This window comes from Planctomycetota bacterium, from assembly GCA_016207825.1.
In the GTDB taxonomy this organism is placed as follows: domain Bacteria; phylum Planctomycetota; class MHYJ01; order JACQXL01; family JACQZI01; genus JACQZI01.
Window position 1 is genome coordinate 142,152 of sequence record JACQZI010000008.1, and the last position, 23,633, is coordinate 165,784.

The 23,633-nt window shown below is 46.9% G+C and carries 22 protein-coding genes and 1 pseudogene (1 of these 23 only partly in view); 15 read left to right on the plus strand and 8 right to left on the minus strand.

The window, feature by feature from the left end; genetic code table 11:
• The 3 genes and pseudogenes from HY811_03895 to HY811_03905 form a co-directional block, all read left to right on the plus strand.
• Window positions 1-591, plus strand: a pseudogene (locus HY811_03895) (NAD(P)H-dependent oxidoreductase subunit E) (it extends 1,336 nt beyond the left edge of the window).
• A gap of 63 nt (window positions 592-654) precedes the next feature.
• The gene (locus HY811_03900) at window positions 655-2,157 is read left to right on the plus strand and encodes a (2Fe-2S)-binding protein (protein MBI4833947.1); all 1,503 of its coding nucleotides are present in this window, start codon (window positions 655-657) and stop codon (window positions 2,155-2,157) included.
• Window positions 2,158-2,161: 4 nt separating this feature from the next.
• Window positions 2,162-3,085: an ROK family protein gene (locus tag HY811_03905; GenBank protein MBI4833948.1), complete on the plus strand. Its 924-nt coding sequence runs from the start codon at window positions 2,162-2,164 to the stop codon at window positions 3,083-3,085.
• On the opposite strand, the gene HY811_03910 is transcribed toward HY811_03905, so the two are convergent.
• The gene (locus HY811_03910) at window positions 3,069-3,974 is read right to left on the minus strand and encodes a hypothetical protein (GenBank protein MBI4833949.1); all 906 of its coding nucleotides are present in this window, start codon (window positions 3,972-3,974) and stop codon (window positions 3,069-3,071) included. The genes HY811_03905 and HY811_03910 overlap by 17 nt on opposite strands.
• A gap of 117 nt (window positions 3,975-4,091) precedes the next feature.
• Here HY811_03910 and HY811_03915 point away from each other — a divergent pair, with 117 nt between their 5' ends.
• Entirely contained in the window at window positions 4,092-6,398 is a 2,307-nt protein-coding gene (locus tag HY811_03915) for a hypothetical protein (protein MBI4833950.1), read from the plus strand.
• Between the two features lie 33 nt (window positions 6,399-6,431).
• Here the strand turns inward: HY811_03915 and HY811_03920 are convergent, their stop codons facing one another.
• From HY811_03920 to queF, 6 genes are all read right to left on the minus strand, one after another.
• Window positions 6,432-7,574, minus strand: a complete 1,143-nt coding sequence (locus HY811_03920; GenBank protein MBI4833951.1) for an isoprenylcysteine carboxylmethyltransferase family protein — start codon at window positions 7,572-7,574, stop codon at window positions 6,432-6,434.
• The gene (locus HY811_03925) at window positions 7,561-8,868 is read right to left on the minus strand and encodes a (Fe-S)-binding protein (GenBank protein MBI4833952.1); all 1,308 of its coding nucleotides are present in this window, start codon (window positions 8,866-8,868) and stop codon (window positions 7,561-7,563) included. Before HY811_03925 ends, HY811_03920 begins: the two co-directional genes overlap by 14 nt.
• A 49-nt stretch (window positions 8,869-8,917) precedes the next feature.
• A complete protein-coding gene (locus HY811_03930; protein ID MBI4833953.1) occupies window positions 8,918-10,288 on the minus strand; it encodes an FAD-binding protein in 1,371 nt (456 codons plus the stop codon).
• A 7-nt stretch (window positions 10,289-10,295) separates the two neighbouring features.
• Complete coding sequence (locus HY811_03935; GenBank protein MBI4833954.1) at window positions 10,296-11,084, minus strand: inositol monophosphatase; 789 nt, start codon at window positions 11,082-11,084, stop codon at window positions 10,296-10,298.
• Window positions 11,085-12,287 carry an OFA family MFS transporter gene (locus HY811_03940; protein MBI4833955.1) on the minus strand — a complete coding sequence of 401 codons (1,203 nt, stop codon included), beginning with the start codon at window positions 12,285-12,287 and terminating at the stop codon, window positions 11,085-11,087.
• Between the two features lie 82 nt (window positions 12,288-12,369).
• On the minus strand, window positions 12,370-12,765 hold the full coding sequence (gene queF / locus HY811_03945) for an NADPH-dependent 7-cyano-7-deazaguanine reductase QueF (GenBank protein MBI4833956.1): 396 nt from the start codon (window positions 12,763-12,765) through the stop codon (window positions 12,370-12,372).
• A gap of 208 nt (window positions 12,766-12,973) precedes the next feature.
• Between queF and HY811_03950 the strand changes: the two genes are divergently transcribed.
• The 11 genes from HY811_03950 to HY811_04000 all read left to right on the plus strand — a co-directional run bounded on the left by HY811_03950 (window position 12,974) and on the right by HY811_04000 (window position 21,933).
• A complete protein-coding gene (locus tag HY811_03950) occupies window positions 12,974-13,843 on the plus strand; it encodes a purine-nucleoside phosphorylase (protein MBI4833957.1) in 870 nt (289 codons plus the stop codon).
• 9 nt (window positions 13,844-13,852) lie between these two features.
• The gene (cdd, locus tag HY811_03955) at window positions 13,853-14,233 is read left to right on the plus strand and encodes a cytidine deaminase (GenBank protein ID MBI4833958.1); all 381 of its coding nucleotides are present in this window, start codon (window positions 13,853-13,855) and stop codon (window positions 14,231-14,233) included.
• Window positions 14,234-14,294: 61 nt separating this feature from the next.
• On the plus strand, window positions 14,295-15,095 hold the full coding sequence (gene purQ, locus HY811_03960; protein ID MBI4833959.1) for a phosphoribosylformylglycinamidine synthase I: 801 nt from the start codon (window positions 14,295-14,297) through the stop codon (window positions 15,093-15,095).
• A gap of 42 nt (window positions 15,096-15,137) precedes the next feature.
• A complete protein-coding gene (locus HY811_03965; protein MBI4833960.1) occupies window positions 15,138-15,488 on the plus strand; it encodes a four helix bundle protein in 351 nt (116 codons plus the stop codon).
• A gap of 54 nt (window positions 15,489-15,542) precedes the next feature.
• The gene (locus HY811_03970; protein MBI4833961.1) at window positions 15,543-16,010 is read left to right on the plus strand and encodes an AIR carboxylase family protein; all 468 of its coding nucleotides are present in this window, start codon (window positions 15,543-15,545) and stop codon (window positions 16,008-16,010) included.
• 79 nt (window positions 16,011-16,089) lie between these two features.
• On the plus strand, window positions 16,090-16,557 hold the full coding sequence (greA, locus tag HY811_03975) for a transcription elongation factor GreA (GenBank protein MBI4833962.1): 468 nt from the start codon (window positions 16,090-16,092) through the stop codon (window positions 16,555-16,557).
• A gap of 60 nt (window positions 16,558-16,617) precedes the next feature.
• Window positions 16,618-17,181, plus strand: coding sequence for a M48 family metallopeptidase (locus HY811_03980; GenBank protein ID MBI4833963.1), 564 nt, complete (start codon window positions 16,618-16,620; stop codon window positions 17,179-17,181).
• 171 nt (window positions 17,182-17,352) lie between these two features.
• Entirely contained in the window at window positions 17,353-17,883 is a 531-nt protein-coding gene (locus tag HY811_03985) for a TIGR03546 family protein (GenBank protein MBI4833964.1), read from the plus strand.
• A gap of 171 nt (window positions 17,884-18,054) precedes the next feature.
• Complete coding sequence (locus tag HY811_03990) at window positions 18,055-19,815, plus strand: TIGR03545 family protein (protein MBI4833965.1); 1,761 nt, start codon at window positions 18,055-18,057, stop codon at window positions 19,813-19,815.
• A gap of 55 nt (window positions 19,816-19,870) precedes the next feature.
• Window positions 19,871-20,167 carry a hypothetical protein gene (locus HY811_03995; protein MBI4833966.1) on the plus strand — a complete coding sequence of 99 codons (297 nt, stop codon included), beginning with the start codon at window positions 19,871-19,873 and terminating at the stop codon, window positions 20,165-20,167.
• Window positions 20,168-20,256: 89 nt separating this feature from the next.
• Entirely contained in the window at window positions 20,257-21,933 is a 1,677-nt protein-coding gene (locus tag HY811_04000; protein ID MBI4833967.1) for a hypothetical protein, read from the plus strand.
• Between the two features lie 980 nt (window positions 21,934-22,913).
• On the opposite strand, the gene truB is transcribed toward HY811_04000, so the two are convergent.
• The gene (gene truB / locus HY811_04005) at window positions 22,914-23,603 is read right to left on the minus strand and encodes a tRNA pseudouridine(55) synthase TruB (protein MBI4833968.1); all 690 of its coding nucleotides are present in this window, start codon (window positions 23,601-23,603) and stop codon (window positions 22,914-22,916) included.
• Window positions 23,604-23,633 lie beyond the last annotated feature (30 nt).

Here is a 23,633-nt window from a genome sequence, read left to right on the forward strand (position 1 = left end):
GGTTCAATGATGGGTTCCGGGGGAATGATTATAATGGATGAAGATTCCTGCATGGTTGATGTGGCGCGTTATTTCGTCAAATTCCTTTCGGAAGAATCATGTGGCAAGTGTATTCCCTGCAGGGAAGGCATTGCCCAGATGCTTACGGTATTGGACAGGATAGTTGAAGGCAAAGGCAGGGAGGGTGATGTGGAATTACTGCTGGATATCGCGGATTTGCTGGAGGCATCGTTATGCGCTCTGGGCACGACCGCGGCAAACCCGGTGCTTACTACCATCAAGTATTTCCGCAGCGAATACGATGCACATATCAGGAATAAAGAATGCCCGGCACGTGTATGCAAGGCATTGACATCTTATTACATAAATCCGGAAAAATGCGCTGGATGTATGGTTTGCCTTAAACAGTGTCCGGTGAAAGCCATTACTGGCGATAGAAAAATGGTCCATGTCATCGATCAGAAGACATGCACCAAGTGCGGCACTTGCTTTGAAGTCTGCCCGAAGAAATTCAGGGCGGTTGACAAGATTTCTCCTGAAAGTAAATTGCCGGAATCTTTGAAAAAACCTATTGCGGTAATCAGGAGTTAATCAGATGTTTTATAACCTGATAAACAGATATACAATTTATGATATAAAAGAGGATAATGAAGTATGACACAAGTAAACCTTAAAATTGACGGTAAAAGCGTATCCATAGAATCCGGGAAGACTATCCTGGAAGCAGCCCAGAAAATAGGGGTTATTATCCCGACGCTCTGTTACCATAAAGACCTGACACCCTTTGGTGCCTGCAGGCTTTGTATGGTGGAACTTGTTCGTGGAAACAAATCACGCATAGTCGCTTCCTGCGCCTATCCGGTTGAGGAAGGCTTGGATGTCCAGACTGGATCTCCAAAGGTGAACAAGATTCGTAAGTTGATGACCGAATTATTGCTGCCACTGGTTCCTTACAATAAGATGCTCCAGAAACTTGCCCAGGAATACGGTATTAAAGAAACCAGGTTTAATAAAAAGATGGATGCCTGTATACTTTGCGGGTTATGCGTCCGGTATTCAGCCGATGTAAAACACCAGGATTCGGTTGGTTTTGTAGGCAGGGGTGTAGAAAGGCATATTGCCTGGGTTCCTAAGCTCGATATAGAAAAATATGAATCATGTTCGGATTGCTCCAAGATTTGCCCGACCGGTGTGTTCCAGCGCAAGGAAATGTCTATGCAAGAAGAGCTTTTTGCTTCAGGTCACAGGCTCTGTGCTGGGTGTGGCGCTGCCACGACCATGCGGCAGATTATGCTTTCTGTGGAAGACCCTGTCGTAGTTTCTGCGGCAACCGGTTGTTTATATGTCGCGACTGCCACTTATCCTTATACGGCCTGGAAATGCAACTGGATTCACAGTGCCTTTGAAAACTCCGCCGCGACTATTTCAGGGATAGAAGCGGCTTACAAGTCGCTGAAACGGCAAGGCAAAATCAATAAGACCATTAAATTCATCGCCCTTGGCGGTGACGGCGGCACCTATGATATCGGGTTGCAATCTCTTTCCGGAGCCTTGGAGCGTGGACACCAGTTCCTTTATGTTTGCTATAACAACGAGGCATATATGAATACCGGCATCCAGCGTTCAGGCGCGACCCCAATGGGCGCTTCGACCACGACATCGCCGGCCGGCTCGGTCGGTTACGGCAAGAATGTTTTCCGTAAAGACCTTACTGCGATAGTGGCTGCCCACAATATTCCTTATGTCGCCCAATCAACCCCGGCTCATTGGAGCGACTTAATATCAAAGGTTAAAAAAGCACTGGCGGCGAACGGCCCCAGCTTTATCAATGTCCTTTCTCCCTGTCATCGCGGCTGGCGCGTCCCGATGGAGAAATCCATGAAATTAGCCCGTGTCGCTGCAGATACCTGCTACTGGCCGCTTTATGAAATAGAAAACGGCGAGTGGAAGTTGAATTATATGCCCAAAGAGAAAAAAGCGATTACTGAATGGTTAAAGCCCCAGGGCAGATTCAAGCACCTTTTTGACAAGGCGGAAAACAAGCCGGTGATAGAAAAAATTCAGGCAAGCGTGGATAAGGAATGGGCATCGCTCCTCAAGAAGTGTGGAGTGAAACAGCCCAATGAAAAAGCCGTCCCGGTAAGAGATATTTGTTAAGCCGATGAATTCATTTGCGATTGGTATCGACTTGGGCGGAACGCATTTGTCCTCCGCATTGGTTAATCAGTCTGGGCAAATCAAACGTAAGAAAACTGTCTCGTTCACCAAGGCGCCTGACGGGAAGCAGGGAATTCTTCTTATCAAACGACTTGTTAAATCTATTAATTGTAAATCTATTGCCGGGATCGGTCTTGCTGTGCCTGGTTGCGTTGATACGGATAAGGGGATTGTCCTGGCGGATTCTCCTAATCTTATCGGCTGGCGCGGGATTAATATAAAGAAACCTTTGGAAAAAGAATTTAAAGTTTCGGTCGTGATGGATAATGATGCAAATCTCGCGGCATGGGGAGAGAAATGCTGGGGTGCTGGAAAGAAAGTACGGAATCTTATCTGCCTGACATTGGGGACTGGCGTGGGCGGAGGGATTATTATAGACAATAAGATATACCGGGGAAGCCATTTCTATGCTGCGGAAATCGGGCATATGATGGTTAAGGCCGAAGGCCCCGTGTGCAGTTGTACCAGACGCGGACATCTGGAGGCATTGGTCAGCGCGACGGCAATTGTCCGCGATTACAAGAAACTTAAAATACAATTCAATATTAAAAATATCAGCGCCAAGGATGTTTTTAACGCGGCAAGGAAAGGGGATAATATCGCACGGCACGTAGTCAGTGAGGCGGCGCGTTATTTGGGGCTTGGTGTAGCATCATTGATTAATGTCTTTGACCCGGAAATGGTAGTAATTGGCGGGGGAGTGGCTAATGCCGGTGATATATTATTCAGACCTTTAAGAAAAGCCGTTCAGGATGGCGTTATGAGGCATGCGTTTAGGAAACCAAAAGTCCTTCCTGCGAAGTTAGGAGAAAATGCTGGTTTATTAGGCGCGGCTGCTTTGGTGTTTGGTGTCAAAAACGCCAGTTAAGCCCTAAATCCAATCCGAAATATAATGTGTCATTCTTGGGCCACTTGGTGGTGCCGTAAATCGTATCTTCCCATGAACTGCCCGTCCAGTGCAGTTGTCCAAAATGGAGTTGTGTTTGCAAGGCAACCAGGCCTGCTGATTTGGGGATAATATAATCCAGCCATCCCTGTCCTTCAAAAGAATACCCCCCCCTGTTTTTAAAGACGATATCGGGCGTTATCGAGTTGGTTGTCCTGACATTAAGCGGGATGCCTGCTTCTATTCCCCAACCCCATTTCCATCTGATAGGGGGTTCGTCTTTTTTGTCGCGGTATTGGTAGTCAGGAAGTTTTTCTTTTATGATACCTTCGCCTTTCAACCCGATTAGCATCCATTTTGATTCAACTTCTTCCGTGCTTACTGTTGATTGGGGTACGCCCAGAACTACAAATTCAACGCGCTTAAATTCTGAATCTGATTGTCGGTAGCCTCCGTAGACTATGTAATTAAGGTGCTGGGGGGAGTGGTAAAAAGAATAGCCAAAATAGGCGTCGTAGCGCGTCCATTCGTAAGTAAGGGAGTTTTCCTGATAGGTATCAGAATAGCCCAATGAATCCCATTTTTCGGTCGTCTTGTTTATCGATAACGGCAATACCCCCTTAACACCGATTACCCAGGAATAAAATAATTTAGCAGAAGCATTGAAGCGTAAGATTTCATTCTTGCACATGGCTCTTGAATCTGTTTTGGTGTCCGGTTCTTTCTCGGAATAGTAGAGAAATTCTTTGCCGAATGATAGTGTCAGGTTAGTTAAAGTCGGTTTTGTTTCGCTATCTGTCTTTTCCTCTGCATTGATAATTTGGAAAGATAATATCAGGGCGATTAATAGCAGGGTTAATAATTGTCTCATAGGCTAAACTTAAAACTCCGATAAGTAAGTGTAACATTAATAAGTTGTGGTGGTCAAGTATTACATCGGCAAAAATTATCCTTGACCTTATCAGGATTTATAATAAAATAAATAGATATGAAATCTGCGGTCAAACTGTGTATTTTGCTGGTGATTACTGTTGCCATATTTGTGAATTCCGGTGCCAGATGTTTCCGCGATGATGATGAAGATGATACAACTACTGGAAGCAGCGGTGAGGTGGCGCGCTGGTTTGAAATGAACGATGCAAACGCTCCGACTGTCCGTTTGTATTCATCCGCTGTTTGGGCGGATGGTAAAATGATAATCTGGGGCGGCACGCCTGATTTGGCTACCTATCTTAACGATGGCAAAACTTATTCTCCGCCTGATTATATCTGGTCTATTATTAATTTGCCTTCAGGCGAGTGGCATGACATGACGTTAATCAATGCTCCTGCCGGCAGGATTCATCAATCAGCTGTTTGGACCGGAAATCTTTTTGATGGAGGGACGGGCGAGGTGATTATTTGGGGCGGGCAGGATGGCTCGGGCGCTTTGCAATCGGGCGGGCGATACAGTCCCGCAACCGATACATGGACCGCCACTGGATTAGGCGCAAACCTTCCTTCTGCCCGGTACAACCATACCGCAGTTTGGACCGGTTCTATCATAGAAGGCAGCACAGATGAAATGCTTATCTGGGGCGGGCAGGATAATAGCGGCGCGTATTTAAATTCAGGCGGCAAATATAAGGCGTCTTTGGACAGCTGGTCGGTGATAACCGATACCGGCGCCCCTTTTCAGCGCGCGTCTCATTCCGCTACCTGGGTTGGCAATGGGATGATCGTTTGGGGCGGACAAAATGATTTCATCAGTTTTATAAATACGGGAGCTAAATATGATGTGATTAATGATGCCTGGGCGGTGATTACCGGAACCAGGGCTCCTGAAGCGCGGGCTGAACATACGGCGGTCTGGAGCGGAACGGAAGTAATATTTTGGGGCGGGCATGCGACCAATGATATGAAAACCGGCTGGCGTTATAATCCTTCAGCCAATACATGGACGGAATTAACCTGGACCGATTCCCCACAGCAGAGAAAAGCTCATACCGCTATCTGGACAGGCTCGGATATGATTATTTGGGGTGGAGATTACAATGGAACCGCCCTTAATACCGGAGCTGTCTATAAGACTAATGATACCTGGACGGCAATAAATGATACCAATGCTCCTATCAGCCGTTATGGGCATACCGCAGTCTGGGATAATGTTAATAATGAAATGCTTGTCTGGGGCGGAACAAACGGGGCTGTTTATTATGATACCGGTGCCATATATTATTCTATTACCGATACCTGGGTATCAATAACGACGACCGATTCGCCTTCTACCAGAACAGGCCACACGGTTGTTTGGACAGGTGATAAAATGATAGTCTGGGGCGGGTATAATGGCATCAATTATTTTGATAGCGGCGCTATTTATGACCCGGTTTCCGATACATGGACAGCACTGCCCATAACCAATACACCCGTCGCCCGGCGCGGCCATAGCGCTGTCTGGACCGGAAGCGATATGATTATCTGGGGAGGAGAAAGCCTGACAAGCACTCTTTATTCCGGAGCAATCTATAATCCCATCACCAATACCTGGACTGCACTTACCACTACCGGCGCGCCGCTTAGCCGGACAGAACACACGACAATATGGGCAGGGAATGATATGATTATTTGGGGAGGGAGATCCGGTGGGACTTATTTTTCATCAGGCGCAAGATACAATCCGGGCTCCGGTGCGTGGTTATCCATAGACTCGACCACGGCTCCTCAGGCAAGGCGGTTGCACACCTCGGTTTGGGATGGACAAAATATGATTGTCTGGGGCGGCAGGAATAGTTCGGGCGCTTATTTGAATTCAGGGGGAAAATATAATTTTGCCGGTAATACCTGGACAAATATTATTGCTCCGCCTGAAACGCCTTTAGGCCGGAGATATCATACCGCTATCTGTACAGGGTCTTATCCTGGTAAAGGATATGTGTTATTATGGGGAGGGGAAGAAGCAACCGGTGTTGTTAATACGGGCCTAAAATACGATGTCCTTAATGGGACGTGGGGCACGATTACCTCGACCAATGCGCCATCAGCACGGATGAACCATACCGCTCTATGGACAGGGACTTATATGCTTGTCTGGGGCGGCAAGAACAGCATTGATTACTTTAATGATGGCGGTGTTTATGACCCGGCAAACGATACATGGGTAGCGTTAAATTCAACAAATGCACCTTCTTTAAGAGCCTATCATTACGCGGTTTGGACCGGCCTTCCTGAAGCCGGCGGGACAGGTGAGATGATTATCTGGGGCGGCCGGGATATTACCAGCTTAATCAGGAACGGAAAAAGGTATAAGCCGTGAACCGTTGCTGATTCATGGTAAGCCCTAAAGAATTTACCAGAATGATATAACAATACCGCTGTGTAAATTCATCTTTAATAACATCAAGCCGGTTCCTATAAGCAGAAATCCTATTGTTATCAGGAATGGTGTGGCCCATCTTGTGTGCTGTTTCTCTGCTTTTTCTCCATGGATTATCCGCGGGATATAATAGCCCAAAGGGAATAATGCGAGCCACGGTTGTTCAGCCAGGAAAGACAATAACAATGCGATAATGCATCTTATCGTGTTATAAAACCGGAATTTTAACCAAAGCCTTTTTGGGCTTAGTAAGATGAATATTAATAAAAGAATGGATGATAATAATTCTATCTTTAGAACAAAGGTTTTTGTTCCAATCGGAAAATGATTGACAAAGAAAAGAGCATCCAAAAATAATACCATAAAAATATACTGGATGATATTAACTCCTGCCCATTCGGGCAAAGCTGGTTTCTTTTCCTTTAAGATAATCCGTATTGCGTAAGCCAGCCATGCCAACAATATAAACATGCTTAATGCCAGCGTGTTAAAACCGTCTAAGGTGAAATCTATTCCCTCGCTCATTATTCCGGAAAGGCAATAGAAAAGAAACGGCAGATAGGCGAATGATAACAGGCGCGATATTTCTTTCCCCTCGGCGATATTCGGGCTTTTCCAGGAAAAAACCGTTGATTGCTCGCCTTCACTTTTTAACGGCAGTTTGTAAGGGACAAGCATTGGGACTTTGGATTTGTAATCGATGAAATCATCCCCGAAAATTCCTTCGAGCGTCGTTTCCTCGCGCCGGATGGTTTTGAGGTATACAAAGAGCCATAACGCGATATAGGTAATGCCAAGGATGACGCTGTTTACCATCAGGCATATGGCCAAGTCTATTAAAAGGTCGGCAAGGTAAAACGGATTCCTTATCCACCTGTAAGGGCCGGTTTTAGTGAGGATTTTATTCTGGTGAAGATGTCCCTTTGTCCAGAGGTGTAACGCCATTCCCGGCAGCATGATTATTATTGCAGGGATAGTAAAAGCATTATTCCATTCGCTTACTTTCAGGGCGAACAATATGATTCCGGTTAAAATAAGCAACGAGCGCAGTTTCTTCCGCCTGGTTGGTATGTATCCTTTAAATCGCTCAATAAAACTATGATTATTTTCTGCCACTCGTTAATAACTCCGTTATATGTTTAACATTAATATCGGTTTTCCCCGAGCTATTCAATAAATATCTTAACTGCATAATGCATCCCGGGCATCCGGTAACGACAGTCTGTATGTTTGCCGCCGTAGGCGAGCCTCGTCCCGACGTTCCGTCGGGCGGGGATATCTTTAATAATAATTCTATTTTATGCTGTCCGATTTGTCTGGATAATTCCGGATATTTAAAGGTGAATGCGCCCCCGCCTCCGCAACATAGGTTTTCTTCATCCGTTTCTTTATAATCTGATATTTCTTTCAGTGTTTCCCTGCTTATTTCTCCGGCTTTTGTCCAGGTAAAGTGGCAGGGTTGGTGGTAAGTAGTTTTTAGATTGCGGAGCGAAGCCGAAGGTCCTCGAAGCGAAGCGAAGAGGGCGGCGTCCCGATGAATATCGGGATAACTTGTAACCGTGGATAGAAATTCCATAACATCCATTATTGGAACTTGTAACTTGCAATCTGTAACCTGTAACCTCGGATATTCGTCCTTGAGCATCCTCCCGCACGAGGCGCACATGGTAATAATCGCGTCCACCTTTTCCCTTTGGAATACTTTCATATTATGCCGCGCGATGCGTCTGGCATTGTTCCTGTCTCCGTATAAGAGTAGCGGAGTCCCGCAGCAAAGCTGGTCTTTAGGCGTAACATATGAAACGCCATATTTATCCAAGAGGTTGGTTGTCGCTACGTAAACTTCAGGATAAACATAATTAATCAGGCATCCGACAAAAATACCAACCCTCCGGTTTGGAATTTGGGGTTTAGAGTTTGAGGCTTGCGATAAAGCCGTTTTCTTGGCTATCGCCGGTATTTTATTAAACGGATCCGTCAATGCCAATGGGAGATGTCGGGTAATTCCTCGCGCCTGGTTATTTCGGATGAATAATTTATTATAAATTCTCAATCCGCAATCCGCAATCTGCAATGTCCAATCATAAAGCCATCGGTGGGGCACTATAAACCTGAATCCTATTTTTAAGAGTAACGGCATGCCAATCCATTCCCGAGCCGAGCGGATGAGTTCCGTGGTTTCCACCAATGAGGGGCATTTATACTTGCACTTCATGCACACAAGGCATTGATCCAGTATCTTCCGCAAAGTAGCAGAAGCTGTTAAATCCCCTTTAAGGGCTTTATCATATAGCGCAAGCTTGCCTCGTGTTGAGAGCGTCTCATCCTTGGATTCCTTGAATACCGGGCAGACCGAGCGGCATGTTCCGCACTTGGCGCAACGTTTTAATGCCTTTGAAATGTCATCCATAATTTTATTTTAGCATAAATAGGGTTGGTTTGCGAGATTATTTAGCGGGTTAAAACAGTTTGCCCGGGTTTAATATACCTTTGGGGTCGAAGAGATTTTTTAACTGCTTCATTATTTCGAATTCCCGCGGTGGAATTGCCAGGGAAATATATTTTGATTTGGTTATGCCGATTCCATGCTCGCCCGAAAGCGTTCCGCCGAGAGCTACCGTGGCTTTGAATATTTCTTCAACGGCTTCTTCAGCCGGTTTTTCCTGCCCACCGACCGAAGTCAGGAGATTGACATGTAAATTGCCGTCTCCCAGATGCCCGAAGACCGCTATCGGGATTCCGTATTTTGCCTCCAGCCCGGCAAGTGTTTCCATCATCGGTATTATTTTATTTAAGGGGAGCGAGATGTCTTCGCTGATTTTCTGCTCGGTTATGGAAAATAGCGCCGGCGAGATTGCCTTGCGCACTGCCCATAAATTATCCGCCTCGATTCTGTTTTTGGCATGGAGAATCTTTATCGCGTCGCCATTTTCCCATATTTTGATCGTTTCATCAGCCAATCTTAAAGTGTCGGATTTAGCGCCGTCAAGCTCCAGTAAGATTATTGCCTTGGTTCCTTCCGGCATAGAAAACTCCTTGTAGTAACTCTGGACCGCTTTGGTGGAGCGTTCGTCCATGAATTCCAACGCGGTCGGCAGTATTCCGTTATCAAGTATCTTTTGCGCCTCGGAGACTGCGGTATCAACTTTCCGGTAAAAAGCTATAATCGTTTCCCTGTGCTCCGGTTTCGGGATTAGTTTGAGAATGATTTTGGTGAAGATGCCGAGCGTGCCTTCCGAGCCGACGAATAAACGGGTCAGGTCGTATCCGGTTGAGCACTTTATCGTATAACTGCCTGTATGGATAATCGTTCCGTCCGCCAAGACGGCTTCGAGGCCGATAACGTAATCACGCGTCACGCCGTATTTGATACAGCGAAGCCCTCCGGCCGAGGTGGCGATATTGCCCCCGATGGTGCAGGTGTCCGCGCTTGCCGGGTCAGGCGGATAAAACAATCCTTCTTTTTCGACCGCTTTCTGGAAATCACCGACGACCACGCCCGGTTCGACAATAGCCATAAGATTGGTTTTATTGATTTCGATAATATGGTTCATTTTGCTCGTGTCAATTACAATTCCGCCTTTTACAGGCACGGCCGAGCCGGTTACGCTGGTGGCGGCGCCGCGCGGGTAAACCGGAATATTATTCTCATTGGCTATTTTAAGGACTGCGGAAATCTCTTCAGGCTTAATCGGTTTTATGACGACATCAGGTTGAGCCATTCGTTTTGATGCGTCATAAGATGCCGCGGTTAAATCTTCCGGCGCGGTTGAAATGCGGTCTGATGGAATAACGGATTTTAGTATGTTTAATACGGAATTATCCAGCATAATATTTTCAATGTTTAAGAACGGACATCATTTCTTTATGAATCAGTCCGTTGCTGGCAAGCGTTTCACTAGGGGAATATACTTGATAAGGAGTCCCGTTAAACCTGGTTAATTTCCCGCCGGCCTCGGTTATGATGATTGAACCTGCGGCGACGTCCCAGGGCTGCAAGTCGCGTTCCCAGTAGCCGTCAAATCGTCCGCAGGCGAGATAAGACATATCGATTGCCGCCGAGCCTAAACGCCTGACCGCCTGTCCGATTAAGCTGAACTTCTTGAAGTTAACAAAGTTATCATGCGGGTCTTCTCTGGTGGAGTAGGGGATGCCTGTAACCAACAAGCTTTTCTTCAGCGCAGGCGTTTTGGAGATATGTATCCTTTTCCCGTTGCAATACGCGCCTTTGCATTTGGCGGCGTAATACAGTTCTTTCAGGCTGACGTGGTAAACCACCCCGGCAATAACCTTTTTATTATGGGCTAAGGCGATTGAAACCGACCATAAAGGCAGTTGGTGCGCGTAGTTGGTCGTGCCGTCCAGCGGGTCAACCAGCCATTCGAATTCCTTATCAGTTCCGTTACAGGCGCCGGATTCTTCGGCCATGATGCAATGATGCGGATATTCCTTCCTGATTGCTTTGATAATCAGTGCCTCGGAAGCCTTATCCGCGGCGGTGACCAGGTTGCCGGAATTGGTTTTATAGTGTATCTTGCCGAAGTTAGACGCCATTCCGGTAAGCAAACTCCCGGCGCGCAGTGCCGTTTCCCTGGCAAAGCCCAGATACCGGTTTATATCCGTCATTTATGCTTTAGTCGGCTTTTTTATGGTAAAGGATAATATAATGCTTACAATCAATAAGGCTCCGGATAAGAAAAACGCCATCTGGAAACACTTGGTCCTTTCATAAATTATTCCGCAGACCAGTGTCAAGGTGGAACCGACTCCCCAGGCCGTAAATATCATCCCGTAGTTGACGCCAAAGTTCTTTATCCCAAAGAAATCTTTGGTGAGCGATGGGAATACGGAAAGGTTGGAGCCGTAGCACATTCCGATAAGGGTGGAAAACACCGCCAGGACTATCTTGTCATCCATAGACGGTGTCAGGAACATTAATGCGGCTTGTACCAAGGTGAAAATCTGCAGTGTCCTGACGCGCCCGATTTTATCTGAAAGCACGCCGGCAAAAACCCTGCCGCCGGCATTTCCGATTGCCAGAAGCGCGACCATAAGGAATCCGCCTTTATAACCTGATTGTTCTTGTACAACAATCGCCAATTTTCCGATGACCATAAGTCCCGCGCCGGCGTTAAATGCATACATCAGCCATAACATATAAAATTGGTAGGTGGAAAGGACTTCCTTGGCGGAGTAATCGGAACTCTTGACCGCGGCGGTTGCCGAAGTCGCGGCAGGCGTAACAGGAGCAGGCGGGTTTTTAAGTAATTGGGCAAGTATTACCACCACGACAAGGAAAGCGATACCCAGAGCCATCATTGTATTAGGAACTCCGTATTGGCCGATAAGATAGTTGGATAGCGGGGCGGTATAAACCGAAGCCAGTCCGAATCCGGCAACTACGATACCCGCGATCAATCCTGTCTTGGCTGCCGGGAACCATTTTATCGCCGGAGGAGTGGCCGAGGCGTATCCGAAGCCGATGCCTGTTCCGGCTAAAACCCCGAAGAATATGATATACATGGGAATCGTAGTAAACCGGCTGGCTAAAATAAAACCGGCGCCGACGAATATTCCGCCTAATGCGGCAACCATCCGGGGACCGAATTTATCCTGCAATTTACCCGCCGGAACCATCATAAAAGCGAAGAAAAGGCAGGCAATCGTGTAAGGCAATGCTTTTTGGGCTTCATCCCAGCCCCATTCTTTGGGGATTGCTTTGGAAATAACGCTCCATGAATAAAGAACGCCCAGTGCCAGGTTAATACCCGTGGCCGCCAGGGTTACTGTCCATCCTCGGTTCGAAGTTGCCGTCGTCTCTGCTGCCATAACTCGTCCTTTCTAATTAATATAGTTAATCAAGTGTAAGATTAATAATACTTATCGGAAATTATAAGTGGTTTCCGTTTAGTTAAGAATATTTTATTCCCTTTTCTATCTGGCAAACCGAATCAATCCCTCCGCGGGTATTGTAAATGGTCTTGACCAGCAATCTTTTAGGTTTCAGCAGTTTCCACAAATCGGCAAAGACGCGGTTGGTTACCGCTTCCTGGTAAATGCCGACATTACGGAAAGAGATAAAGTAATATTTAAGCGATTTCAGTTCCACGCAGAGCTTGTCCGGGATATATTCGACGATTACAGTGGCAATATCGGGCAATCCGGAAAAAGGGCAGACTGCGGAGAATTCCCTGGTCGTATATTGGATAAGCTGTCGCTCGCCTTTATAAGGGAAGCTTTCAAGAAAGCCTGCCTTGATTTTATCCGGCTTGTCAAACGGGAATATCTGTCCTTCTGCTTTAGGCATAATGTGCTATAAAATATCATCGGCTTTTGGATTTGTCAAAGATATTCACCCCGTTAGAAAGTTCAAGGGACAATGTTTATAGTAGTGCAATAGTTTATTACTCACTTGTAGGCCTTTCTAACGGGGTAAACACGCTTTCGATTCAGAACGATTTAAAGGTTTCTTGACCTTAAAGCATAAGTATGTTATTTCTGATTAATGTTAATTTATGAAAAATACGTTGAGATTGATAACGGCATTTCTTAAAAAGCGCGTATGCGTATCAATTACGCCGGATTATGTCGTAATACTCGGCTCCGGGGTAAACATTATTTCCCCCAGCGATTACCGGATTATTAAGAGAATTCCTTATAAAAGTATTCCTCATTTTCCTCATCCGACCGTTGCCGGGCATAAAGGCGAATTAATCGTCGCGCAACGGAATGGAGTTAATGTCATCATATTCAGCGGGCGCTTACATTATTATGAGGGGCATAATCCGTCTGAAGTAGTGTTACCCGTGCGCATAGCCGGATTGCTTGGGGCAAAACACCTTATCGTGACAAACGCCGCCGGCGCCGTGAATCCGCAATATAAAACCGGCGATATCATGCTTATCAAAGACCATATTAACCTCATGTTTATGAATCCGTTGATCGGTAAACATGATGAAAGATTAGGTCCGCGCTTTCCTGATTCCTGCCCGACTGTCCTCCCGGACGAGCCTTACGAACGAGAGTCGTTCAGGCGGGTATGTGATTGCTATAGCCCGCAGTTTATTGATAGGGTCCAGAGGATTGGAAATAAGCTCGGCATAAACCTGCGTAAAGGCGTTTACGGGGCAGTAACCGGCCCGAACTTTGAAACACCGTCTGAAATAAAGATGCTGAGAACGCTCGGGGTGGATGCAATCGGGATGTCCACTGTCCCGGAAGTATTGGCAGGCGTCCAGATGGGGATGAAGGTGTTAGGTATTTCCTGTCTGGTTAACAAGGCGGCAGGTTTAACTAAAGAATTATTGAATCATAAGGATGTATTATCTATAATGCGCCGGATAAACGGCAGGTTAAGCGGCATAATAAGAGAGATAATAAATTAGGAGTATAATATGAAAAACGCTGAATTAATTAACCAAGCGAAAGCGGCGATGAAGAATGCCTACGTGCCGTATTCGCGCTTTAAAGTCGGCGCGGCGTTATTAACCATGGGCAATAAGGTGTTCACAGGGTCTAATATCGAGAACGCTTCTTACGGATTAACCGTCTGCGCCGAAAGGGTGGCAATATTCAAAGCGGTATCAGAAGGCGAGCTGAAGTTTAAGATGATGGTAATCGTTACGAACAGTTCTAAAATAGCCATGCCCTGCGGCGCCTGCCTACAGGTCATTGCCGAATTTGCACCCAAACTGGAATTGATATTAGCCACTACAAAGGGCAAGTATATAAAAAGGAAGCTTTCCGGTTTATTGCCGGAAGCTTTTACCTTATAGTGTTGGTAATAGGCGTGCCTAAAATCTTTGACTAACTTCAGGTTATCATTATAATGCCTCTATGCAACCTAAAGTGTTTATATTGCGCACGGCCGGGACAAACTGCGATTACGAAACCAAAGCAGCTTTTGAAAAAGCGGGTGCTTTAGGTGATTTAATACATATTAATAAATGGGTTGGTAATAAAGAATTGATTCATCAGTATCATATCCTTGCTTTTCCGGGCGGCTTTTCCTACGGCGATGACCTCGGCGCGGGCACGGTCCTGGCAAACGAAATCAGGGAGAATCTTTCCGAAGACCTGCTCAAATTCATCCATGGAGGCAAACTGATTATCGGGATATGTAACGGGTTCCAGATAATGACTAAGCTAGGGCTTTTGCCCGGCTTTGGCTTAACGGAAAATAAGCTCGAGCAGGAAGCAACTCTTGCCACCAACAATTCCGGCCGTTACGACGACCGCTGGGTGTATCTCAAGAAATCATCGGATCTGTGCGTTTTTACCAGGGAATGGCATAATGATCCGGTCTATTTTCCGGTGGCGCATGCCGAAGGCAAGTTCATACCTATGGATAAAAAAGTGCTGGCACGCCTTAAGCAGAATAAGCAGATTGTATTCCGGTATTCAACTCCCCAAGGCAAGCCGACCAGCCGTTTCCCGTTTAACCCGAATGGGGCAGTGGATAATATCGCCGGCATCTGCGATTCGACCGGACGGATTCTGGGTATGATGCCTCATCCGGAACGATTCCAGGACCCGACCAACCACCCGCGCTGGAGGCGGGAAAAGATAAACGAGCCGACCGACGGCATGATGGTATTCCTTAATGCCGTAAAATATGTGAGGGAAAACCTAGCTTAGAGCTTAGGGCATAGAGCTTATAGTAGAATAAAGGGAACAGGTATGTTTAGGTTTGAAACGTTAGAGGTGTGGAAAAAATCAATAGTGCTTTTAGATAAGTTATTGGATATTGCCGATGAATTAGCCGATAAAAACCTCTTCCGGTTTGCCGAGCAGCTTAGAGGGGCCGGATTATCTATTCCTAATAATATCGCGGAAGCAACAGGTTGTAACACACGTAAAGAAATAACGGTTTTCCTGAGTTACGCAAAACGGTCAGCATATGAAGTGGTAAGTATGCTGGTTGTTTTTGTCCGCCGTAAGTATATTACTGTATCTTTAAAAGAGCAATTAACTGGCGAGTTAGAAGAAGTGTGTAAAATGATAACAGGCTTTGCAAAAAGCCTTCACTGATTTACTATACGCTCTAAGCTATAGGCTCTACGCTTTAAAGAAAGGAGCAGCCTGATGAAAATTGTAATCATCATGGGTTCAAAAGGGGATTTGGAACATTCGAAAAAGATAGCCGATTTCGTAAAGAAGTTCGCCATTCAGTGCATCATGAAAATAGCCTCGGCCCATAAAGTGCCTCTTAAAGCGCTGGATATCCTTAAAGAGCATAAAGGCGAGAACACAGTTTTTATCACGGTTGCCGGTCGCAGCAACGCTTTAAGCGGATTCGTGGATGCCAATACAGCCTCTCCTGTTATTGCCTGTCCCCCTTACAGCGATAAATTCGGCGGTGCGGACATCTGGTCAACGCTTAGGATGCCTTCAGGCGTTTGCCCGATGCTGGTCTTGGAGCCCGAAGAAGCCGGCCTGGCCGCACTTAAAATACTGGCCTCTTCAAACTCGGTGCTTCGTAAAAAGGTATGGGATTACCAGAAATCTCTTAAAGACAAGATAGAAAAAGAAGACAAGGAACTTGCCAAATGAAGTTTCCCGTATTGGACTGCCTCGGCATCCCGAAGCAGATTCATCGTGAGCAAGCTTCATTTGGGAGAAAGGTTTGAATATGGAACGCCTGCCGATAACGCCCGAAGGTTTTGAGAAACTGCGCGCGAAACTGAAATATCTGGAGGAAGAAGTGCGCTCGGCCGTGGAAAAACGCCTGGGCGAGGCGCGTGAGCTGGGCGACCTTTCGGAAAACTCGGAGTTTGACAGCGCCCGCGAGGAAATGTGGCGGGTGGACCGCCAGATTGCCGAACTGCGCGACCGCCTGAGCCGCGCGGAAATAATCAATCTGGCCAAGAGGAAAGCGGACGGCATAGCTTTCGGCTCCAAGGTGAAAATGCGCAATATTGATTCAGGAGACATCCTTGAATATACATTGGTGGGAGAGGGCGAGGCCGACCCCTCCGAGGGATTCATCTCTATCATGACCCCGGTCGGCAAGGCATTGCTCGGACACAAGGCCGGCGAGAAAGTGGATATCAAAGTCCCGGCCGGCACATTGCATTACGAAATTATCAGCATTGAATAAAACGCTCTGTTCATTATTCAATTTAGCTATTGAGCTAATGAACTATTGAACTAAGTATTCATGGAAATAAAAATCATCCGCAGTCGCCGGCGCCGCCGGACCATCAGCGCGCGCATGGAAGGCGGTGTAATGCTCGTGAGCGCCCCCCGGCACACGCCCGAGGCGGAATTAAACACGGTCATTGCCAAGTTCCGCAAACGCTTCGAACGGCGTAGCCTCAGGAAAGAGCTTAATCTCAAACAAAACCTTAACGCGGTCTGCCGCAGGTTTAACGAAGAGTATTTCGATAACCGGATAGATATCAGGTCAATCGAATATTCGACCGAGCAGACAACGAAATGGGGCGTCTGCAACCACCGGAATAAAACCATCCTCATTTCCCACCGCCTTGCTGCGATGCCCGCCTGGGTCAGGGATTATGTCATCATCCACGAAATGGCCCATATTCTTCATCCCAACCACGGCGAACGCTTCTGGCAGCTCGTCAACCGGTATAGACTGGCCGAACGGGCGCGAGGGTATCTCATCGCAAAAGGGTATGAGGATATTGATAAAGAAGATGAAGGAACAGATAATAAATCAGCCACGGATTTCACAGATGGAAGAGAAGGAAAGGGTATATAAATAATGAGTGTAATCTGTGGCTTGATTTGTTTGACAATAGCGGTATCATAAGGTATGTAAGAAAATAAGTGTGCTTTGTAAACTGTCATTCCTGCGAAAGCAGGAATCTATTTCAATGTTTTATATCTGAGTTACTAGATTCCCGCTTGCGTGGGAATGACACCTTAAATAATGCTGACCTTAAAAATACTTCGGAAACTATTCAAAATACTTAACGGCGATGTCTCTCCTAGGCAGGTTGCCGGCGGGTTTGCCTTCGGCGTCATTCTCGGGCTAACCCCGCTTCTTAACCTTCACAATCTCCTGGTCTTGTTCTTGATTTGCATTATCCGCGTTAATGTTTCCTCAGCCATTTTCTCCATGCTGATATTCAAGCTCCTTGCCTTTTTAATCGACCCGCTTTCGCACCAGTTGGGGTATCTCTTGCTGGTTGATTTCGGATTCCTTAACTCCTTCTGGACGTTCTTATACAACCTGCCCATCGTTCCCTGGACCAATTTCAATAATACCCTTGTCCTGGGCAGCCTGGTTATCTCTTTAATCCTGTTCGTTCCCAATCTGGTATTTGTCTCTAAAGGAGTTGTCTCTTATCGCAATAATCTTAAGCCGAAACTGGAAAAGACAAAGTTCTTCCGGGCGTTGCAGGCAACCAAGATATATACTTGGTATCATAAAATAATTAGTTTTGGAAGTACTGAATAAACAAATACTAAATTCTAAAATTTAAATGCTAAACAAATTCTAAATTATAAATATCAAGAAACGCTGTTTGTAATATATTAATTTAGATATTCGATGTTATTTAGGATTTAGTGTTTCGGATTTAGGATTTTATTATTCCATACGTTAATCTTAAATAGAGAGCAAAGAATTATGCGTTGGAAAGGTATAATTACATTTGCGGTCATTTTGGCGCTGATGGCGTTGTTTTCATTCTTCTTCATGGATAACCTGATTAAGTGGGGGATGGAAACCACCGGCACCATGGTTACCGGCGCCAAGACGGAAATCAACAGCCTTGAATTAAGCTTCGCGAGGCTTTCTTTCTCGCTTAACGGCCTGCAGTCGGCCGACCCGGATAACGAATGGCAGAGCCGCCTTGAGATAAAAGATATCCGCTTCAAGATGAACTGGCGCCCGCTCCTGGAAGGCAAGGTGGAGATAGAGGAAATGGCCGTGGAAGGCATCCGCTCCGGCACCAAGCGGACGACCTCCGGCAAACTGCCTGCCAAGGAAATCCCGCCGCCCGACCCGGTGGTTGAAAAGGAAAAAAAGTCGCTCTCCGACCAAACCGAAGATGTCCCCGCCCTTAAAATACTTAAAGGCGAGCAAAAGGTCAATGTCGATGACGTCGTCAAGCCCAATGAACTGACCGCCCCGGCCGAAATCCAGAAGGCCAATGACGAGCTGGATAAGCGCCATAAGAATTCAATGGATTTATTGAATAACCTCAATCTCACCCCGCGGATTGATTCCATCAAAAAGCAGATTGAGGATATCAACATCAAGGAAAAAGACCCGCGCAAGCTGAAAAAGGAGCTGGACAAAGCCAAGGACGTCAAAAAGGATATAGATAAATTAAAGAATGATGTCAAAGTCGCGGAAAACCAGGTGCGTTCGGATTATGCCTATGTCGATACCGCCATGGCAACGATTGACCAGCTGAAGCAAAAGGATTACGAAGCGGCCTTGAAAACCATCACCGAAGCCAAGGGGATTACCGGAGGCGATATCTCCCGCCTGGCTTTGGGCCCGGTCTGGCTCGATAGGGCACAGAGCGCCTTGAAATGGTATAAGATAATAAAGGATTTAATGCCTGCCGGCGGACCGGTAACCGAAACGCCCAAGGCAAAGGCTTTTACCGGAATGGATATCGCCTTCCCAAAGAAAAAGGGGTATCCGGCATTCCTCTTAAAGAAGGTTGTCGTGACGACCGGAGAAAAATCATCCGATGAGCTTAAGTTCAGTGGGGTCGTTGAGCATATCTCCTCCGACCAGAACCTTTCCGGCAAGCCAACTGTTATATCGTTAACCAGCACATCTCCGGTATTTACCCTGGACGGCATGATGAAACATGACGCCACGTCCAGTGAAGACCTGTTCGTATTAAGTATCAAGGATTATGATTTAAAGGGATTCTCGCTGGGCGATTCCAAGTTCCTGCCCAAGACCGTTTCCGGCGGCAGGGCGGATATCCACGCGGCTCTGGTGAGCAGTGGGGGAAAGACCCAAATAAATATCACGATACTGCCGCGCGAGTTAGTATTCGCACCGGAAGATATGGGACAAAGCGAAGCGACCAAGCAGATTGCCGGAGTCCTTTCTTCGTCCAACGATATCAGGATAGAAGCACTTGTCAGCATAGACGGGGGCAAATTCTCCTGGAAGATAAAATCCAATCTGGATGACAAGATTTCCGATGCGGTGAAGAACCTGATTGCCGCAAGGATGGAAGATGCCAAGGCGCAAATCAAGCAGAAGATAGACGCCTCTGTTGACCAGCAGAAACAGGAATTAATGAATAAACTCCAATCCAAGCGAGTCGAGTCCGAATCAAAGCTTAAAGAAAAGAACTCATCCCTTGACGGCTTAGACAAGCTGTTTGAATCCAAGACTAAGGGGTTGGTGAAATAGATTAGCCAGTGCGAAGCCTCCCCGTAAGGGGACAGATTACACAGATTAATAAATCATGAGTAATAGAACATGGGTTTGTATTGAATGCGGTAAATCCTATCGTAGAAACCAAGCTGTGGAATCGGTACAATGTGCGATTTGCCGTAAAAAATGCGAGTATGTGCATTGGAAGATACATATTCCATCACCAAAGAAAACAAAAGAATGGCAAAGATTCTGGGCACTTTATAAGAAAGAAAAAAAATTAATTGCTATATGGATAGATGATAAATCCATAAAAGAGATTAATCTTAACCTGTTAAACAAAAAAATGATTAAGGGGAAGTATTGTGGTGAGTTGTTTCGCACGTAATTCGTAGATTCTATTTTCATTCCCCTAATCCCCTCCTCCCACTAAAAATTTTCCTTGACAGAACGCGGATGGGTTGATATCATTTTGTCATGATGCGAAACGATAGCGAAGTTACGATTCAAGCGGCGGTCCGTGGCATATCCCGTCCGAAACGTCAGCGTTTGCTTTTAGTTGCCGGTATTCTCTGCGTCTCTCTCATCTTTGTTTTCCTGTCTTTCGTCTTTCCCGCTTACGCCGATAGCTGGTCCCAAACTACTTTTACCAATGGGACGTTTACCAATACGGTGACAACCATCGGCGCGGCTGATGTAGTGCTCGACAATGCCACCGTAATAACCTATAACTACACCGGTGGCCAACAGTCCTGGGTCGTGCCGGCCGGTGTTATCTCGATTACCGTGGATGCAAAGGGCGCTCGTGGCGGTTTCGGATGGCAAGACGACACCTCAGGCGGTAACGGCGCCAGAGTCCAGACGACTATAGCTGTCACGCCCGGGCAGACACTTTATATCTATGTGGGTGGCGCCGGCGCTGACTGGGATGTCGGAGGCGGCGGTTATAACGGCGGCGGCAGTGGTGGCAGCGGCGGCGGTTTTGGTGGCGGCGGCGGCGGTGCTTCAGATATCCGTCAGGGCGGAACGGCTTTGGCTAACCGTGTTGTTATTGCCGGCGGCGGCGGCGGAGCCGCTTATCTCAGTAACGGCGGCGCCGGCGGTCAAAACGGCAGCGCCGGGGAGAGCGGTGGATCCGGTGGCGGCGGCGGCGGAACACAGGCGGCCGGCGGAACTGGCGGTTGGGGTGATGTAAGCGGTAGCGCTGGCGTCCTTGGCGTTGGCGGTACCGGTGCTAATGACTACATTGGCCAAGGCGACAGCGGCGGCGGCGGAGGCGGCGGCTATTACGGCGGCGGCGGTGGCGGTTTTACCGAGAGTAGCGGCGGAGGCGGCGGTTCGAGCAAGTCCTCCGGAGCATCCACAACCTTTACATCCGGCTATCAGAACGGCAACGGGCAGGTTATCATCTCTTATGCTCCTTCTCCCGGCAATTATATTTCTCCAGCGATAGAACCGGCCGGTATTTCTTACTGGGGTGTGCTGACCTACACCAAAACGACGCCGACCAGCACTGTCTTGACCGTGGACGTCTTGAAGTCATCCGATAACTCGTTATTGGTGGCGAACGTTGCTTCAGGAACCAATCTTTCCGTGTCGTATCCAGTTACTTTTAGCGGCATCACCGGCGTAAAGTTACGGGCGAATCTTTCCTCTTCCGACCCACTGACGACTTCCATGCTTTCCGCTTGGGGATTGGAATATGGGGCGGGTCCGACTGTTACAACCACCAACTGGACGGATTTAGCCGTAGGCGCGAGTTCGGTTAAAATGGGGCAGTCTATCGCTTATGTTAAATTTGACATGAAGGCGACAGACGGGACAATTAAATGGAAAAAGTTCAGGATAAATAAGGGTGTCGGCGCGTATGCAGGCATTGCCTGCCCGGATTCTAAAATAGAAGTCCAGGTCTGGATGGAGAATAACAGCAATGGATTCTGGGATAGCGGAGATGCATTTATCAGCAAGGGCGCTTTTACCGGCGGGGTTTGCTATCTCAACATGAAACAATGGGAAGTAACAACCGATTTCAGGACTTATTACATTGTATATAAGCTGGCGAATGATATAGGAGGGGGTCAACGCGCTGGCGTGGAGATAGTGGATAACAGCTATCTTGAATTCGAGAATGCGACGTGTGTAGGCGTTCCATAATGAGTTAGGTTCATTCCGAAAACCCTATTTCCCTTTCCCTAATCCTCTCCTCCAAAAAAACCACTCATTTATTTTTCTGTGTTGATGCAAGGTGGACATGCTATTTATCCAAACCCATGGGAGTCGGGACGGCTGGTGTTTATCATGCATACAAGGGAGTATTACATATCCTTGGTGAGACCGTTATGAGCCGTTAATCAGAGTCAGAAGAACCCACTATATAGGCACCTTCGGACGGCCCTAACGCCGTTACTGACCCGGCATCTGATTCTCTCCCAGAATACACCTTGGCATTATGAATCAGCGATATAGGCATCGTTACCCCGCCATCTCTGTATCATTTACCGGCCGGAACGTCATTACGCTTCATTGGCAGCAGTATTTCCAATCCAGCCCGACTTATAGGCTAATAAGCCCTAATGCCACCCACCACCATACCCCTACCCCCCTCTGCCGGTAGTGCAGGCTAAGAAAAAATCGCTTCCAATATCTTATTCTATAAGGGATTGTGACTTTCTGCTGAAAAATCGTATTTTTCAACTGGACGTTTTCTGTTTTTAACCATATCTATAAATGGATAAGTAGGGCAGTTCTCCTAGCCTGTGGAAATCACGGTAATACAGGAATTGGTTTAAGGATTGGCTTGGGGGCGTCCTGATATTATTTCGGGGCGCCTCTATTTTAGCCACAGATTACACGGATTTAATAAATTATTTATTTGTAATCAGCATCATCATCAGAATAATAAATCACCGTGGGTATTGACCCAGGCGCAAGGTTTTGAAAATCTTCTAATAAATGATAATGATTTTCCCCCGGACCTTTTTTGCCAATAGCTGATAAACAACATTCAGATATATACTCTAATCCTTTTTATTACCCATAATTAATAGCTCGCCTTTATCAAGTGTGATTTTTAATTTATAGCCTTCCCACATATTTTTCTCCTATTGACTAAACTCAATTTAACTTAATTCCGTTCAATCCGTGTAATCTGTGGCTAACAATCGTTTAATAATATCTTCCCTCGTCTTTAACTCTCCCAATTTCACCGCGTCAGCCAATTTATAATCGCCGATTCTGGTGCGGGTGAGCTGATGCATTACCCCGCCACAGCCAAGCGCGCGCCCGATATCGTCGCACAAAGACCGGATATACGTTCCGCCGGAACAGGCGATTTTCAGATAAACATAAGGCAGGTCAAAGCCGGTCATTTCCAGGGACGAGATTTCCACCTCGCGCGCCGCGCGTTCAATGGTCTTGCCTTGCCGTGCCAGCTCATATAGTTTCTTGCCGTCTTTCTTCAGCGCGGAAAACATCGGCGGGACCTGCTTGATTTTTCCCCTGAAGGCGGGCAGGACCTTTTCCACTGCCGCACGGGTAATATGTTTGTAGGGCATCTCCTTTAATGGCTTGCCTGTTCTATCCAGCGTGTCCGTGGCGACGCCTAACTGCATGACGGTTTCGTATTCCTTGTTGGATGCCATGAACTGGATGGACTTGGTCGCCCTGCCGAAGCAGACGACGAGAAGTCCTTTCGCCATAGGGTCAAGCGTGCCGGTATGCCCGGCCTTCCTGGCGCCAGAGAGCTTCTTCAGCTTATCCACCACGGCGAAAGAGGTCGGGCCGGATTCCTTATAAACCAGTAATATTCCGTTAAGTTCGTTCATATAATCTATTGACACCGCAAGCTTATTCAG

Excerpts from the sequence above, each read along its gene's own strand:
- HY811_03900 (MBI4833947.1), top strand. The coding sequence starts at position 655 with ATGACACAAGTAAACCTTAAAATTGACGGTAAAAGCGTATCCATAGAA.
- HY811_03905 (MBI4833948.1), top strand. The coding sequence starts at position 2,162 with ATGAATTCATTTGCGATTGGTATCGACTTGGGCGGAACGCATTTGTCC.
- HY811_03910 (MBI4833949.1), bottom strand. The coding sequence starts at position 3,974 with ATGAGACAATTATTAACCCTGCTATTAATCGCCCTGATATTATCTTTC.
- HY811_03915 (MBI4833950.1), top strand. The coding sequence starts at position 4,092 with ATGAAATCTGCGGTCAAACTGTGTATTTTGCTGGTGATTACTGTTGCC.
- HY811_03925 (MBI4833952.1), bottom strand. The coding sequence starts at position 8,868 with ATGGATGACATTTCAAAGGCATTAAAACGTTGCGCCAAGTGCGGAACA.
- HY811_03930 (MBI4833953.1), bottom strand. The coding sequence starts at position 10,288 with ATGCTGGATAATTCCGTATTAAACATACTAAAATCCGTTATTCCATCA.
- HY811_03935 (MBI4833954.1), bottom strand. The coding sequence starts at position 11,084 with ATGACGGATATAAACCGGTATCTGGGCTTTGCCAGGGAAACGGCACTG.
- HY811_03940 (MBI4833955.1), bottom strand. The coding sequence starts at position 12,287 with ATGGCAGCAGAGACGACGGCAACTTCGAACCGAGGATGGACAGTAACC.
- queF (MBI4833956.1), bottom strand. The coding sequence starts at position 12,765 with ATGCCTAAAGCAGAAGGACAGATATTCCCGTTTGACAAGCCGGATAAA.
- HY811_03950 (MBI4833957.1), top strand. The coding sequence starts at position 12,974 with ATGAAAAATACGTTGAGATTGATAACGGCATTTCTTAAAAAGCGCGTA.
- cdd (MBI4833958.1), top strand. The coding sequence starts at position 13,853 with ATGAAAAACGCTGAATTAATTAACCAAGCGAAAGCGGCGATGAAGAAT.
- purQ (MBI4833959.1), top strand. The coding sequence starts at position 14,295 with ATGCAACCTAAAGTGTTTATATTGCGCACGGCCGGGACAAACTGCGAT.
- HY811_03965 (MBI4833960.1), top strand. The coding sequence starts at position 15,138 with ATGTTTAGGTTTGAAACGTTAGAGGTGTGGAAAAAATCAATAGTGCTT.
- HY811_03970 (MBI4833961.1), top strand. The coding sequence starts at position 15,543 with ATGAAAATTGTAATCATCATGGGTTCAAAAGGGGATTTGGAACATTCG.
- greA (MBI4833962.1), top strand. The coding sequence starts at position 16,090 with ATGGAACGCCTGCCGATAACGCCCGAAGGTTTTGAGAAACTGCGCGCG.
- HY811_03980 (MBI4833963.1), top strand. The coding sequence starts at position 16,618 with ATGGAAATAAAAATCATCCGCAGTCGCCGGCGCCGCCGGACCATCAGC.
- HY811_03985 (MBI4833964.1), top strand. The coding sequence starts at position 17,353 with ATGCTGACCTTAAAAATACTTCGGAAACTATTCAAAATACTTAACGGC.
- HY811_03990 (MBI4833965.1), top strand. The coding sequence starts at position 18,055 with ATGCGTTGGAAAGGTATAATTACATTTGCGGTCATTTTGGCGCTGATG.
- HY811_03995 (MBI4833966.1), top strand. The coding sequence starts at position 19,871 with ATGAGTAATAGAACATGGGTTTGTATTGAATGCGGTAAATCCTATCGT.
- HY811_04000 (MBI4833967.1), top strand. The coding sequence starts at position 20,257 with ATGATGCGAAACGATAGCGAAGTTACGATTCAAGCGGCGGTCCGTGGC.
- truB (MBI4833968.1), bottom strand. The coding sequence starts at position 23,603 with ATGAACGAACTTAACGGAATATTACTGGTTTATAAGGAATCCGGCCCG.